Origin of the sequence: uncultured Croceicoccus sp. (genome assembly GCF_947496385.1) — a bacterium.
In the GTDB taxonomy this organism is placed as follows: domain Bacteria; phylum Pseudomonadota; class Alphaproteobacteria; order Sphingomonadales; family Sphingomonadaceae; genus Croceicoccus.
Genome location: NZ_CANMCP010000001.1, coordinates 204487 through 217913 on the forward strand (window position 1 = coordinate 204487; position 13427 = coordinate 217913).

The window sequence follows — 13427 nt, forward strand, 5'->3', positions numbered from 1 at the left end:
TTTTCGGAAGGGCCGCCCCTTCCCACGTCAGAAACCTTCGGGGTATGGCGATGGAGAGGTGGGGCGGTTCTTTCTTTGTTATGGAATGGCATTTGTCATTCCCGGCTCTTTCGCATCGGTAGTTGGAAATGGAAGCTCAGAATATTCGTATTCGCCTCAAGGCGTTCGATCACCGCGTTCTCGACCAGGCAACTGGCGAAATCGCAGAAACCGCGCGTCGCACCGGCGCCCTCATTCGTGGCCCCATTCCGCTGCCGACGCGTATTGAGAAGTTCACCGTGAACCGCGGTCCGCACATCGACAAGAAGTCGCGGGAGCAGTTCGAGGTTCGCACCTACAAGCGTCTGCTCGACATCGTGCAGCCGAACGCCTCGACCGTCGATGCTTTGATGAAGCTCGACCTGGCCGCTGGCGTGAACGTGGAAATCAAGCTCGCTTGATTTTCCGGTCTCCGGGATAACCGGGGGCGAAGACTTCGGGATACCGCCGGGCAATCGCTCGGGCTGCGTCCCCCGTCTCGCTTCATTCGTGAAGCACATCGGCCCGGACGGGGCGACGCATGACAGATTGGGCCGATCAAGCCTGCCGGATGGTCCGGCAGGCCTCTGTAAGGAGATTTGATCATGCGCACTGGCGTGATCGCCAAAAAGGTGGGGATGACCCGCCTTTTCCAAGAGGACGGCCGGCATGTTCCGGTGACGGTCCTGGCGTTGGAAGATTGTCAGGTTGTTTCGCACCGCACCCTCGACCGCGACGGCTATGTCGCGGTGCAGCTCGGTGCCGGCGAAGCGAAGCAGAAGAACGTTGCCAAGCCGCAGCGCGAGCATTTCGCGAAGGCCGAGGTCGGCCTCAAGATGAAGCTCGCCGAGTTCCGTCTCGACGGCGAAGACGGCCTGCTGCCCGTTGGCGCATCGATTTCTGCCGAGCATTTCATTGCCGGGCAGAAGGTCGACATCACCGGCCACACGCAGGGCAAGGGCTTTGCCGGCGCGATGAAGCGCTGGGGCTTCGGAGGTCTGCGCGCGACGCACGGCGTTTCCGTCTCGCACCGTTCGCACGGTTCGACGGGTAACCGCCAGGATCCGGGCCGCGTCTTCAAGAACAAGAAGATGGCCGGCCACATGGGCGACCGTCAGCGCACGCAGCAAAATCTCGAAATCGTGCGTACCGACGCCGACCGCGGGCTGCTTTTCGTCAAGGGCTCGGTCCCTGGCGCGAAGAATGGCTGGCTGATCGTGCAGGACGCGGTGAAGCTTCCGCTTCCCGAAGGCGCTCCGTTCCCCGGCGCGCTTCTGGAGAAGAAGGCCACGCATCCCGATCACCAGGAAGCCGATGCCGGCATGGTCGAGACGGCCGCCGAGCACGCTGTCGTTCCCGAGGTCGATGCCGAGCAGCAGGCAAAGCTGCTGAACGAGCAGGAAGCCGGCGCCGATACGCTGAGCAATGACACCACCGCCGGCACGTCCGACGGTGCAGCCAAGGAGTCCTGATCGTGAAGGTCAATGTTAAGACCCTCGAGGGCAAGGCCAATGGCGACGTCGAGCTGTCGGATGCCGTGTTCGGTGTTGAGCCGCGCGCAGACATCCTGCACCGTGTCGTCACCTGGCAGCTTGAAAACCGTCGCGGCACCGCCCGTCCCACGCGTGAGCGTTCGGACGTTGCGCGCACCGGCAAGAAGTACGGCAATCAGAAGGGCGGCGGTACCGCGCGTCACGGCGATCGCAAGGCGCCGATCTTCACCGGCGGCGGCAAGGCGCACGGCGCTCGCAAGCGGGATTTCGATATCTCGCTTCCCAAGAAGATCCGTGCGCTCGGCCTGAAGATGGCGCTTTCGTCCAAGGCGCAGAACGACAATATCGTCGTTCTCGACAGCCTCGAGATGAAGGACGCCAAGACGAAGGTTCTGCTGTCGAATTTCGAGAAGCTGGGCTTTGGCCGCAAGGTGCTCGTCATCGATGGCGAAAGCGTCGATGAAGGCTTCCGCAAGGCATCGGGCAACCTGATCGGGGTGGACGTGCTCCCCGCGATCGGCGCCAATGTCTATGACATTCTGAACCACGACACGCTGGTGCTGACGAAGTCCGCTGTCGAAAAGCTGGAGGCGCGGTTCAATGGCTAAGCAGCAGGACATCGACGTGCGGCATTACGACGTGATCGTCGCGCCGCACATTACCGAGAAATCGACGCTGTTGTCGGAGCATAACGCCGTGGTCTTCAAGGTCGCGGACAGCTCGACGAAGCCCGAGATCAAGGCGGCCGTCGAGGCTTTGTTCGACGTGAAGGTCACGAATGTGAACACCGTCGTCCAGAAGGGCAAGACGAAGCGCTGGAAGGGCAAGCCCTACAAGCGCACCGACATGAAGAAGGCGATCGTGACGCTGGCCGAAGGCCAGTCCATCGACGTCACCAGCGGGATCTGAGGCGCGGAACATGGCACTCAAGAACTATAAACCGACGAGCCCGGCACGCCGCGGCCTCGTCCTCGTCGACAAGTCGGCGCTCTGGAAAGGTCGCCCGGTCAAGGGTCTGACCGAAGGCAAGCGCAAGACCGGCGGCCGTAATAACAAGGGGCATGTGACCTCGCGCGGGATCGCCGGCGGTCACAAGCAGAAGTACCGCTATATCGACTTCAAGCGTCGCAAGTGGGACATGCCTGCCACGGTCGAACGCCTCGAATACGATCCGAACCGCACGGCGTTCATCGCGCTGGTGAAGTACGAGGACGGCGAGCAGGCCTATATCCTCGCGCCGCAGCGTCTCGCCGTTGGCGACACGGTTGTCGCATCGGAGAAGGCGGACACAAAGCCCGGCAATGCCATGCTCTTGTCCACCATGCCGGTCGGCACCATCTGCCACAACCTGGAGATGAAGCCGGGCAAGGGCGGGCAGATCGCCCGTTCGGCAGGCACCTACGCACAGGTCGTCGGTCGTGACCGCGGTCTCGTGATCGTCCGCCTGAACTCGGGCGAGCAGCGTTACCTGCGCGGCGATTGCATGGGCACGGTCGGGGCGGTTTCGAACCCCGACAATTCGAACCAGACCCTGGCGAAGGCCGGTCGCAAGCGCTGGATGGGTCGTCGCCCGCTGACGCGTGGTGTGGCCAAGAACCCGGTCGACCACCCGCACGGCGGTGGTGAAGGCCGGACCTCCGGTGGTCGTCATCCGGTGACCCCGTGGGGCAAGCCGACCAAGGGTGCTCGTACCCGCAAGAACAAGCAGACGGACAAGATGATTATCCGTTCTCGCCACGCGAAGAAGAAGAGGTAAGCCATGGCACGTTCCGTCTGGAAAGGCCCCTTCGTCGATCTTCACCTTCTCAAGAAGGCCGAGGCTGCGCGGGACGGCGCAACCCGGGGTGCGATCAAGACCTGGTCGCGTCGTTCGACGATCCTGCCGCAGTTCGTCGGCCTGACGTTCAGCGTCTATAACGGCCACAAGTTTATTCCCGTGTCCGTCAGTGAGGACATGGTTGGGCACAAGCTCGGTGAATTCGCGCCCACGCGCAGCTTCCCGGGCCACGCCGCTGACAAGAAGGGCAAGCGCTGATGGGCAAGCAATCCGCTCCCCGCCGCGTAGGCGACAACGAGGCTCTGGCCGTGGGCACCACCATTCGTGGTTCCGCGCAGAAGCTGAACCTCGTTGCCGGCCTGATCCGCGGCAAGAAGGCCGAGGATGCGTTGAACATCCTCTCCTTTTCGAACAAGGCGATGGCGCGCGACGCGCAGAAGGTTCTCGCATCGGCCATCGCCAATGCCGAGAACAACCACAATCTCGACGTCGACGCTCTCGTCGTCGCCGAGGCGAGCGTCGGCAAGTCGATCACCATGAAGCGTTTCCACACGCGCGGTCGGGGCAAGAGCACCCGCATCCTGAAGCCGTTCAGCCGGCTGCGCATCGTGGTTCGCGAGCAGGAAGAAGAGGCGTAAGATGGGTCAGAAAAGCAATCCGATCGGCCTGCGCCTGCAGATCAACCGCACCTGGGACAGCCGGTGGTACGCCGAAGGCGGCGATTACCGTCAGCTGCTCAAGGAAGACATCGAGATCCGCAAGTATATCGTCGATACGCTTCCGCAGGCGGCCATTTCGAAGGTCGTGATCGAGCGTCCGGCCAAGCTGTGCCGCATCTCGATCTACGCCGCCCGCCCCGGTGTCATCATCGGCAAGAAGGGCGCTGACATCGAGAAGCTGCGCTCGAAGCTGTCGAAGATGACGTCGAGCGAGGTCAAGCTGAACATCGTCGAGATCCGCAAGCCGGAAATCGACGCCAAGCTCGTCGCGCAGGGCATCGCCGATCAGCTGGTTCGCCGCGTTGCGTTCCGCCGGGCGATGAAGCGCGCGGTGCAGTCCGCGCTGCGTCTCGGCGCCGAGGGCATCAAGATCACCTGCGGCGGCCGTCTTGGCGGTGCCGAGATCGCCCGCGTCGAATGGTATCGCGAAGGTCGGGTTCCGCTGCACACGCTGCGCGCGAACGTTGATTACGCCGATGCCGAGGCGCTGACCGCCTATGGCATCATCGGTATCAAGTGCTGGATCTTCAAAGGCGAGATCCTCGGCCACGATCCGATGGCGCAGGACCGCCTGATGATGGAAGCCCAGACTTCCGGCGTCCGTCCGGCACGCTGAGAGCTTGGGAGCTGAGTAGATAACATGCTGCAACCGAAAAAGACCAAGTTCCGCAAGGCGTTCAAGGGCAAGATCCATGGCACGGCCAAGGGCGGCACGACGCTGAACTTCGGGTCCTATGGCCTGAAGGCGATGGAACCCGAGCGGATCACCGCGCGCCAGATCGAGGCGGCCCGCCGCGCGATCACGCGCCACATCAAGCGCCAGGGTCGTCTGTGGATCCGCGTGTTCCCGGACGTTCCGGTGTCGAAGAAGCCTGCCGAAGTCCGTCAGGGCAAGGGCAAGGGTTCGGTCGAATACTGGGCCGCTCGCGTGAAGCCGGGCCGCATCCTGTTCGAGCTGGACGGCGTTGCCGGTCCGCTCGCGGCCGAAGCGTTCGAACGCGCCGCAATGAAGCTGCCGATCAAGACCAAGGTCGTTGCCCGCCTCGGCGACAGCTCGCACCTTGGCGGCGAATAAGTAGGGAAGTCGAGAATATGGCAAAGATTGAAGATCTTCGCGGGAAGACCGACGACCAGCTTTCGTCCGATCTCGCTGAGCTGAAGCGCGAGGCGTTCAACCTCCGTTTCCAGGCTGCGACCAACCAGATCGAGCGTCCGGCGCGGATCAAGGAAGTTCGCCGCGATATCGCCCGCATCAAGACGCTTCAGACCGAACGCACGCGTTCGGCCGAAGCGCAGGCTTGAGGAAACACCGATGCCCAAACGTATCCTGACCGGCACCGTGGTGTCCGACAAGACCGACAAGACCGTCGTGGTCAATGTCGAGCGCAAGGTGAAGCATCCCCTTTACGGGAAGATCATCCGTCGTTCGAAGAAATATCATGCACACGACGAAGAGAACGCCTACAAGCCCGGCGAAGTCGTGCGGATCGAAGAGACCAAGCCCATGTCCAAGCTGAAGACATGGCGCGTCATCGACCGCATCGTCGCCGGCAAGGGTGAGGCCGTCGAGGCGGATCTCTCCGAAAGCGCCTGAGGCGTTAGACAAGTTTGTGGAACTGCCGGACACATCGTTCCGGCAAGCCAATTGAGAAGGAACCGGATCCATGATCCAGATGCAATCCAACTTGGATGTCGCTGACAACAGCGGCGCCAAGCGCGTCCAGTGCATCAAGGTGCTGGGCGGCTCGAAGCGGCGCACCGCGAGCGTTGGCGACGTCATCGTCGTCTCCGTGAAGGAAGCGCAGCCGCGGGCCAAGGTGAAGAAGGGCGACGTGCACCGTGCCGTGATCGTCCGCACCCGCAAGGATGTGCGCCGTCCCGACGGCAGCGTCATTCGTTTCGACGGCAATGCCGCCGTGCTGGTGAACAAGAACGAAGAGCCGATCGGCACGCGTATCTTTGGCCCCGTCGTGCGCGAACTGCGCGGACGCGGTTTCATGAAGATCGTCAGCCTGGCTCCGGAGGTGCTGTAATGGCTTCTGCAAAGATCAAGAAGGGTGACAGCGTCGTCGTCCTGTCCGGCAAGGACAAGGGCCAGACCGGCACCGTGCTGCAGGTCATGCCGAAGGACGGCAAGGTGCTCGTGGACGGCGTGAATGTCGCCACCCGCCACCGCAAGCCGACGCAGGCGAACCCGCAGGGCGGCATCGACCGCAACCCCGCGCCGATGGCGATCTCCAAGGTTGCCGTCGCCGACCCGAAGGATGGCAAGCCCACCCGCGTCCGCTTTGGAGAGCAGGACGGCAAGAAGGTGCGTGTCGCCGTCAAGTCCGGAGAGAAGATCGATGGCTGATTATACCCCCCGTTTCCGCGCCAAGTACGACGACGAGATCGTCAAGGCGATGACCGAGAAGTTCGGCTACAAGAACGGCTTCGAGGTTCCCCGGATCGAGAAGATCACGCTCAACATGGGCGTCGGCGAGGCGAGCCAGGACAAGAAGAAGGTCCAGACCGCCGCTGCCGAGATGGAGCTCATTGCCGGGCAGAAGCCCGTCATCACCAAGGCGAAGAAGTCGATCGCACAGTTCAAGCTGCGCGAAGACATGCCGATCGGTTGCAAGGTCACCTTGCGCCGCGAACGCATGTACGAATTTCTCGACCGTCTGGTCACCATCGCGATGCCGCGCATCCGCGACTTCCGCGGCCTGAACCCGAAGAGCTTCGACGGGCGCGGCAATTACGCGATGGGCATCAAGGAGCAGATCATCTTCCCCGAGATCAGCTACGACCAGATCGAAACGGTGCGTGGGATGGACATCATCGTCACCACCACTGCCAAGACCGACGAGGAAGCGCACGAGCTGCTGCGCCTGTTCGGTTTCCCGTTCCCTGCCGAAGAGCAGGACAAGAAGGAGGCGGCGTGAGCCGCCCCGGAAAGAGAGCTTAAGTCCATGGCGAAACTGAGTTCCATCAACAAGAACGAGCGTCGCAAGAAGCTCGCTCTGAAATATGCTGCGAAATACGCGAAGCTGAAAGCTATCGCGGACGACGAATCGCTCGAGGAATCGGAGCGTTGGATCGCGCGGCTTCAGATGGCCGAAATCCCGCGCAACGGTAACCCGACGCGCATCCGCAACCGCTGCACGACCACCGGTCGCCCGCGTGGTTATTACCGCAAGTTCGGTCTAAACCGTATCGAACTGCGCGATCTTGCCAACAAGGGCATGATCCCGGGCGTAACCAAGTCGAGCTGGTGAGGATCTGAACGATGGCAATGACCGATCCCCTGGGTGATATGCTCACCCGTATCCGCAACGGCCAGCAGGCGAAGAAGGATTCCGTCCTTTCGCCCGCGTCCAAGCTGCGCGCGAATGTTCTCTCGGTTCTCGAACGCGAAGGCTACATCCGTGGTTATAGCGAAGACGAAACCGGCAAGCACAAGGCGCTGCGGATCGAACTGAAATATTTCGAAGGCGAACCTGCGATCAAGCATGTCGCCCGCGTGTCCAAGCCGGGCCGCCGCATCTACTCGGGCAGCAAGGAGCTTCCGAGCGTGCGTGGCGGTCTTGGTATCACCATCGTCTCGACGCCGCGTGGCGTGCTTTCGGATGCCGAAGCGCGCAACGAGAACGTCGGCGGCGAAGTGCTTGCGGAGGTGTTCTGATGAGCCGCATCGGTAAACGCGCCGTCCCCATGCCCAGCAATGTCGAGGCGAAGATCGCCGATGACGTGCTGACGGTGAAGGGGCCCAAGGGCACGCTGACCCTCGGACTGGCCGACAACATTTCCTACGAAGTGCGTGAGGGCGAAATCTCCGTGCAGCCTGCGAACGATTCCAAGGAAGCACGGGCTTTCTGGGGCATGCAGCGGACGCTGGTTTCCAACCTCGTCGAGGGCGTCACCGAGGGTTACACCAAGGTTCTCGAGATCAATGGCGTCGGCTATCGTGCACAGGCTTCGGGGCGCAAGCTCAAGCTGCAGCTCGGTTTCAGCCACGACGTCGATCTCGACGTGCCCGAGGGTGTCGAGGTGAAGACCCCCGATCAGACCACGATCGAGATCAGCGGCATCGACAAGCAGGCCGTCGGCCAGTTCGCCGCCGAGATCCGCCGCTGGCGCAAGCCCGAACCCTACAAGGGCAAGGGCATCAAATATCGCGGCGAGTATGTCTTCCGCAAGGAAGGGAAGAAGAAGTAAGATGGCAAAGCTTTCCCTTTTCGAACGTCGCCGCCGCCGGGTCCGCACCGCGCTGCGCGAGCGTGGCAATGGCCGCCCGCGTCTCTCGGTGCACCGCACCGGGCGCCACATCTATGCCCAGGTCATCGATGATGCGCAGGGCCGGACCCTGGCCGCGGCATCGACGCTCAATGGCAAGTCGACCGGCGCAACGGCCGATGCCGCCGCTCAGGTGGGCAAGGATATTGCCGCCGCCGCCAAGAAGGCGGGCGTGACGTCCGTGGTGTTCGACCGTGGCGGTTTCCTTTTCCATGGCCGCGTCAAGGCGCTGGCCGACGCCGCACGCGAAGGCGGGCTGGAGTTCTGATGATGGCTGACGAAAACAACAACGAAGCGACCAAGGTCGACAACGCGGGCAGCACGCCCACGCCGACGACGGTAAGCACCGAGGCGGCCGACAATCAGTCGCCCGCAGCCGGCGATCCCTCGCAGCCGCGCGAACAGCGTGGTCGCGGCGGACGCAACGATCGCGGCGGCAACGAGCGTGGCGGTGGCCGCGGTCGTGGTCGCGGCGGGCGTGACGACCGTCGTGGCGGTCGTGGCAACAACGACGATGGTGAGGAGCTGATCGAAAAGCTCGTCCACATCAACCGCGTGTCCAAGACGGTGAAGGGCGGCAAGCGCTTCGGTTTCGCGGCATTGGTCGTGGTCGGCGACGGCAAGGGCCGGGTCGGGTTCGGCAAGGGCAAGGCCCGCGAAGTACCCGAGGCGATCAACAAGGCGACCGCCGCCGCGAAGAAGACGATGGTTCGCGTTCCGCTCAAGGAAGGCCGCACGCTTCACCATGACGGCAAGGGCCGTTTCGGTGCGGGCAAGGTCAATGTCCGCACGGCCCCGGCCGGTACGGGCATCATCGCGGGCGGTCCGATGCGCGCCGTGTTCGAAAGCCTGGGCGTTGCCGACGTCGTGACCAAGTCGGTCGGTACGTCCAATCCCTACAACATGATCCGCGCGACATTCTCGGCGCTGACGAACCAGTCGTCGCCGAAATCGGTGGCGCAGCGTCGCGGCAAGAAGGTCGCCGACCTGCTGGGCCGTGGCGGATCGACCGAGGCCGAGGCGGAAGCCGAAGCCGCGGCAGTCGTGGAGTAAGCGAGCATGGCCAATACCATCAAGATCAAGCAGACCGGTTCGCCGATCCGCCGTCCCGAATCGCAGCAGAAGATCCTTGTCGGTCTGGGGCTGGGCAAGATGCATCGCATTGTCGAGCGTCAGGACACGCCCGAGGTTCGCGGCGCGATCGCGAAGATCCCGCATCTGGTGAAGATCGTCGATTGATCGACGCCAGAGATGACGATTGAAAGGCCGGGCACGCGTTGCCCGGCCTTTTTCGTGAAGGCAACAATTCCGTGGCGACAATCCTTTGGCGCGGGGGGTGACATTTCCCCGCGCTATGGCTAAGGCGCCCACTTCCGACGGTTCCTTCGGGGGCCGACAGCGCGAATCAAAGCGAAAGCGAGTGCAGATTATGAAATTGAATGAAATTCGTGACAACGACGGTGCCCGCAAGTCCCGCATGCGCGTGGGCCGCGGTATCGGCTCCGGCAAGGGCAAGACCAGCGGCCGTGGCCAGAAGGGCCAGAAGAGCCGTTCGGGCGTCGCCGTCAAGGGCTTCGAAGGCGGTCAGATGCCGCTCCACATGCGTCTGCCGAAGCGCGGGTTCAACAATCCGTTCGGCAAGGATTATGCCGAAGTGAACCTGGGCATGATCCAGAAGTTCATCGACGCCGGCAAGCTCGATGCAGGCAGCGTGATCGATCATGCTGCGCTGAAGGCCGCCGGTCTCGCACGCGGCGGCAAGGACGGCGTCCGCCTCCTCGCCAAGGGCGAACTGACCGCAAAGGCGCAGTTCAAGGTCGCAGGTGCGTCGAAGGGCGCGCGTGAAGCGGTCGAAAAGCTGGGCGGCTCGGTCGAGACGCCCGAAGCGGCCAAGTAAGGTCCTGCAACCGGTCCGGGCGCTTCCGGGCCGGTTCGTTCATGCGTCTATGTCGGCCGAACTCTGGGCGCCGCGACGCAGGAGCATTCTTTCGCCCCAACTAGGCATTTGAGCGATCATGGCATCACGAGCCGACAATCTTGCAAGCAATCTGAGCCTCGCCAATTTTTCGAAGGCGACGGAGCTGAAAAACCGGATCTGGTTCACGATCGGCGCGCTGATCGTGTTCCGTTTCCTGAGCTTCGTTCCGCTTCCCGGCGTCAATCCGTTGATCCTTCAGGATCTCTATGCGCAGACGCGCGGCGGCGTGCTCGATCTCTTCAATACGTTTTCGGGCGGTAGCCTCGAGCGCATGAGCCTCATCGCGCTCGGCGTCATGCCCTACATCACCGCCTCGATCGTCGTGCAGCTTGCCGCCTCGCTTCACCCCGCGCTCGCCGCGCTCAAGAAAGAGGGCGAGAGCGGGCGGAAGAAGCTCAATCAGTATACGCGCTACGGCACGGTCGGACTGACCGCGGTGCAGGGGTATTTCCTCGCGGTCGGCCTTGAAAGCTACGCCGCGGCGAGCGGTTTGCAGGCTGTGGTCGATCCTGGCCTGATGTTCCGCATCGGCGCGGTCATCAGCCTCGTCGGCGGGACGATGTTCCTGCTCTGGCTGGGTGAGCAGATCACCTCCCGCGGCATCGGCAACGGCGTTTCGCTGATCATCATGGCGGGCATCATCACGCAGTTCCCGACGATCACCGCCCAGCTTTTCGAGGGCGGGCGTTCCGGCTCCATCTCGCCGTTCCTGATCGTGGCGCTCATCATCGTCATCGTCGGGCTCGTGCTGTTCATCTGTTTCATGGAGCGTGCGAACCGGCGTCTGCTCATTCAATATCCCAAGCGCGCGGGCCAGCGCGGCATGATGCAGGCGGATCGCAGCCATCTGCCGCTCAAGCTGAACACCGCCGGCGTCATTCCCCCGATTTTTGCAAGCTCGCTGCTGCTGCTGCCGCTCACGATCACGCAGTTCGCCGGCAGTTCGGTGACACCCGACAGCACGATGGGCGGGGTCCTGGTCACGTTGAACCAATATCTGCAGCACGGCGCGCCGCTCTACATGCTGCTCTATGCGGCGGGGATCATCTTCTTCACCTTTTTCTACACCGCGGTTGTGTTCAATCCCGAGGAAACGGCGGAGAACCTGAAGAAGAATGGCGGCTTCATTCCGGGCATCCGACCGGGGCGGAACACGGCGAACTATCTGGACTACGTGCTGACCCGTATCACGGTCATCGGCGCGGCCTATCTGACGCTCGTCTGCGTCCTTCCGGAGTATGTGATTGCGCAAACGGGCTTGCCTTTCTTTCTCGGCGGCACCAGCCTGTTGATCGTGGTCAACGTCACCGTCGATACGATCGCACAGATTCAAAGCCATCTGCTTGCGCATCAATACGGCGATCTCATAAAGAAGGCGAAGCTGAAAGGCCGCCTGCGATAACCGGCACAGCCGGACGGTTTTGGGGAAACCTCGCATGAACATCATCCTTCTCGGCCCGCCCGGTGCAGGCAAAGGCACTCAGTCCCAGCGGCTCGTCGACCGGCGCGGCATGCGCCAGCTTTCGACCGGCGACATGCTTCGTGCCGCGGTGAAGGCGCAGACGCCGATCGGGCAGCGCGCGAAAGCGGTGATGGATGCGGGCGAGCTCGTCTCGGACGAGATCGTGTCGGCGCTGATTTCCGCCGAACTCGAAGCGATGGATGAAGATACGGGCGCGATCTTCGACGGCTATCCCCGGACGGCGGTGCAGGCCGCCGCGTTGGACGAGATCCTAGCCAAACACGGTCGTAGCCTCGATCACGTCATCGAACTCGAGGTCAACGAAGATGCGCTCGTCGAGCGGATCGTCGGCCGGTTTTCCTGCGCCAATTGCGGCAAGGGTTATCACGATATCTTCGAACGCCCGAAGGTGGAAGGCGTCTGCGACGTCTGCGGCGCGACGGAGTTCAAGCGCCGGCCCGACGACAATGAGGAAACCGTGCGCACGCGCATGGCGGAATATCGCGCCAAGACTGCACCGATCCTTCCCATCTATGATGCGCAGGGCATCGTGTCGCGCGTGGACGGCATGGCCGATATCGAGGCCGTGACCGATCGGATCGAGGCCATCCTCTCCTGAACGGCTTGCGGTGTCGCGCCGGGGGCAGTCGTGGTGCCGTTCCGCAGGGCGTTGACAGCGCTCGCGAATCTGCGTAAGCGCGCCCTTCGCTCGCCATGAATTCGGATTTTGTCCGGTTTCCCGTATCGACGGGGTTTCCGGCCCATCCGCCATTCGTGCGGGCATCAACGCTATGAGATGGGGAGTCGCCGGACTGCCTTCGGTCATCACCGAAGCATCGGCAACGGCCCTGTGGAGCAGGAGAAAAAAGTGGCTCGTATTGCCGGGGTAAATATCCCCACCAACAAGCGCCTGATTATCGCGCTGACCTATATTCACGGTATCGGCCCGCAGTCCGCCAAGGACATCGCCGACAAGCTCGCCATCGATCACACCCGCCGGGTGCAGGATCTGACCGACCAGGAAGTCGTGCAGATTCGCGAAACGATCGACAGTGACTACACGGTCGAGGGCGACCTTCGCCGTGAAACCGCAATGAACATCAAGCGCCTGATGGATCTGGCCTGCTATCGCGGTCTTCGCCATCGTAGGGGCCTTCCCGTTCGCGGCCAGCGCACGCACACCAATGCGCGCACCCGCAAGGGCAAGGCAAAGCCGATTGCCGGCAAGAAGAAGTAAGCGGGCCTAGGCCCAGCTTTCCCTTCCCAGTTCTACGACAGGAATTTCCATTATGGCACGCGAACCCCAGCGCATTAAGCGGCGCGAGCGCAAGAATATCTCCAGCGGCGTCGCGCATGTGAACGCCAGCTTCAACAACACCATGATCACCATCACCGATGCGCAGGGCAATGCGATCAGCTGGTCTTCGGCCGGCATGATGGGCTTCAAGGGCAGCCGCAAGTCGACGCCCTATGCCGCGCAGGTTGCCGCCGACGATGCCGGCAAGAAGGCGGCGGAGCATGGTGTCCGCACGCTCGAGGTCGAGGTCAAGGGCCCCGGTTCTGGCCGTGAAAGCGCGCTACGCGCTCTCCAGGCGGTGGGTTTCACCATCACCTCGATCCGCGACGTGACCCCCATCCCGCACAATGGCGTGCGTCCGTCCAAGCGCCGCCGCGTCTGATCCGAACGCGCGAGGACGGGCCGGAA

Annotated in this window: 25 protein-coding genes; all 25 read left to right on the forward strand. The window is 62.7% G+C overall.

Annotation, left to right across the window (positions count from 1 at the left end; genetic code table 11):
• Window positions 1-128 precede the first annotated feature (128 nt).
• The 25 genes from rpsJ to rpsK all read left to right on the forward strand — a co-directional run bounded on the left by rpsJ (window position 129) and on the right by rpsK (window position 13401).
• Complete coding sequence (gene rpsJ, locus Q0897_RS01020; protein WP_202083623.1) at window positions 129-440, forward strand: 30S ribosomal protein S10; 312 nt, start codon at window positions 129-131, stop codon at window positions 438-440.
• A gap of 183 nt (window positions 441-623) precedes the next feature.
• Window positions 624-1490: a 50S ribosomal protein L3 gene (gene rplC, locus Q0897_RS01025; RefSeq protein WP_299307065.1), complete on the forward strand. Its 867-nt coding sequence runs from the start codon at window positions 624-626 to the stop codon at window positions 1488-1490.
• Between the two features lie 2 nt (window positions 1491-1492).
• Entirely contained in the window at window positions 1493-2119 is a 627-nt protein-coding gene (gene rplD / locus Q0897_RS01030) for a 50S ribosomal protein L4 (protein WP_299307066.1), read from the forward strand.
• Window positions 2112-2420, forward strand: a complete 309-nt coding sequence (locus tag Q0897_RS01035) for a 50S ribosomal protein L23 (protein ID WP_202083627.1) — start codon at window positions 2112-2114, stop codon at window positions 2418-2420. The genes rplD and Q0897_RS01035 overlap by 8 nt, the downstream gene beginning before the upstream one ends.
• A 10-nt stretch (window positions 2421-2430) precedes the next feature.
• Entirely contained in the window at window positions 2431-3267 is an 837-nt protein-coding gene (gene rplB / locus Q0897_RS01040) for a 50S ribosomal protein L2 (RefSeq protein ID WP_202083629.1), read from the forward strand.
• 3 nt (window positions 3268-3270) lie between these two features.
• The gene (rpsS, locus tag Q0897_RS01045) at window positions 3271-3546 is read left to right on the forward strand and encodes a 30S ribosomal protein S19 (RefSeq protein WP_299307067.1); all 276 of its coding nucleotides are present in this window, start codon (window positions 3271-3273) and stop codon (window positions 3544-3546) included.
• Window positions 3546-3926, forward strand: coding sequence for a 50S ribosomal protein L22 (gene rplV / locus Q0897_RS01050; RefSeq protein ID WP_202083641.1), 381 nt, complete (start codon window positions 3546-3548; stop codon window positions 3924-3926). Before rpsS ends, rplV begins: the two co-directional genes overlap by 1 nt.
• A 1-nt stretch (window position 3927) precedes the next feature.
• Window positions 3928-4623: a 30S ribosomal protein S3 gene (gene rpsC / locus Q0897_RS01055; protein ID WP_202083643.1), complete on the forward strand. Its 696-nt coding sequence runs from the start codon at window positions 3928-3930 to the stop codon at window positions 4621-4623.
• A gap of 24 nt (window positions 4624-4647) precedes the next feature.
• On the forward strand, window positions 4648-5082 hold the full coding sequence (gene rplP, locus Q0897_RS01060) for a 50S ribosomal protein L16 (RefSeq protein WP_202083645.1): 435 nt from the start codon (window positions 4648-4650) through the stop codon (window positions 5080-5082).
• 17 nt (window positions 5083-5099) lie between these two features.
• On the forward strand, window positions 5100-5309 hold the full coding sequence (gene rpmC, locus Q0897_RS01065) for a 50S ribosomal protein L29 (RefSeq protein WP_202083647.1): 210 nt from the start codon (window positions 5100-5102) through the stop codon (window positions 5307-5309).
• 10 nt (window positions 5310-5319) lie between these two features.
• On the forward strand, window positions 5320-5601 hold the full coding sequence (rpsQ, locus tag Q0897_RS01070) for a 30S ribosomal protein S17 (RefSeq protein ID WP_202083650.1): 282 nt from the start codon (window positions 5320-5322) through the stop codon (window positions 5599-5601).
• 70 nt (window positions 5602-5671) lie between these two features.
• Window positions 5672-6040 (forward strand): 50S ribosomal protein L14, encoded by a 369-nt coding sequence (gene rplN, locus Q0897_RS01075; protein ID WP_202083652.1) that lies wholly within the window; start codon window positions 5672-5674, stop codon window positions 6038-6040.
• Window positions 6040-6360 (forward strand): 50S ribosomal protein L24, encoded by a 321-nt coding sequence (gene rplX, locus Q0897_RS01080; protein ID WP_299307068.1) that lies wholly within the window; start codon window positions 6040-6042, stop codon window positions 6358-6360. The genes rplN and rplX overlap by 1 nt, the downstream gene beginning before the upstream one ends.
• Window positions 6353-6931 carry a 50S ribosomal protein L5 gene (gene rplE, locus Q0897_RS01085; RefSeq protein ID WP_299307069.1) on the forward strand — a complete coding sequence of 193 codons (579 nt, stop codon included), beginning with the start codon at window positions 6353-6355 and terminating at the stop codon, window positions 6929-6931. The genes rplX and rplE overlap by 8 nt, the downstream gene beginning before the upstream one ends.
• Before the next feature lie 27 nt (window positions 6932-6958).
• Window positions 6959-7264 carry a 30S ribosomal protein S14 gene (gene rpsN, locus Q0897_RS01090; RefSeq protein WP_202083659.1) on the forward strand — a complete coding sequence of 102 codons (306 nt, stop codon included), beginning with the start codon at window positions 6959-6961 and terminating at the stop codon, window positions 7262-7264.
• 11 nt (window positions 7265-7275) lie between these two features.
• Window positions 7276-7671, forward strand: coding sequence for a 30S ribosomal protein S8 (rpsH, locus tag Q0897_RS01095; protein WP_202083661.1), 396 nt, complete (start codon window positions 7276-7278; stop codon window positions 7669-7671).
• Window positions 7671-8204 (forward strand): 50S ribosomal protein L6, encoded by a 534-nt coding sequence (rplF, locus tag Q0897_RS01100; RefSeq protein ID WP_299307070.1) that lies wholly within the window; start codon window positions 7671-7673, stop codon window positions 8202-8204. The genes rpsH and rplF overlap by 1 nt, the downstream gene beginning before the upstream one ends.
• Window position 8205: 1 nt before the next feature.
• Entirely contained in the window at window positions 8206-8550 is a 345-nt protein-coding gene (gene rplR / locus Q0897_RS01105; protein WP_202083665.1) for a 50S ribosomal protein L18, read from the forward strand.
• Entirely contained in the window at window positions 8550-9335 is a 786-nt protein-coding gene (rpsE, locus tag Q0897_RS01110) for a 30S ribosomal protein S5 (protein WP_299307071.1), read from the forward strand. Before rplR ends, rpsE begins: the two co-directional genes overlap by 1 nt.
• A gap of 6 nt (window positions 9336-9341) precedes the next feature.
• Window positions 9342-9521 (forward strand): 50S ribosomal protein L30, encoded by a 180-nt coding sequence (rpmD, locus tag Q0897_RS01115; protein WP_299307072.1) that lies wholly within the window; start codon window positions 9342-9344, stop codon window positions 9519-9521.
• A gap of 190 nt (window positions 9522-9711) precedes the next feature.
• A complete protein-coding gene (rplO, locus tag Q0897_RS01120) occupies window positions 9712-10179 on the forward strand; it encodes a 50S ribosomal protein L15 (RefSeq protein WP_299307073.1) in 468 nt (155 codons plus the stop codon).
• 118 nt (window positions 10180-10297) lie between these two features.
• Complete coding sequence (secY, locus tag Q0897_RS01125; RefSeq protein ID WP_299307074.1) at window positions 10298-11662, forward strand: preprotein translocase subunit SecY; 1365 nt, start codon at window positions 10298-10300, stop codon at window positions 11660-11662.
• Between the two features lie 34 nt (window positions 11663-11696).
• Entirely contained in the window at window positions 11697-12341 is a 645-nt protein-coding gene (locus Q0897_RS01130; protein ID WP_299307075.1) for an adenylate kinase, read from the forward strand.
• A 249-nt stretch (window positions 12342-12590) separates the two neighbouring features.
• Window positions 12591-12959, forward strand: coding sequence for a 30S ribosomal protein S13 (rpsM, locus tag Q0897_RS01135; RefSeq protein WP_202087632.1), 369 nt, complete (start codon window positions 12591-12593; stop codon window positions 12957-12959).
• Window positions 12960-13011: 52 nt separating this feature from the next.
• A complete protein-coding gene (gene rpsK / locus Q0897_RS01140; RefSeq protein ID WP_057884041.1) occupies window positions 13012-13401 on the forward strand; it encodes a 30S ribosomal protein S11 in 390 nt (129 codons plus the stop codon).
• Window positions 13402-13427: the final 26 nt, after the last annotated feature.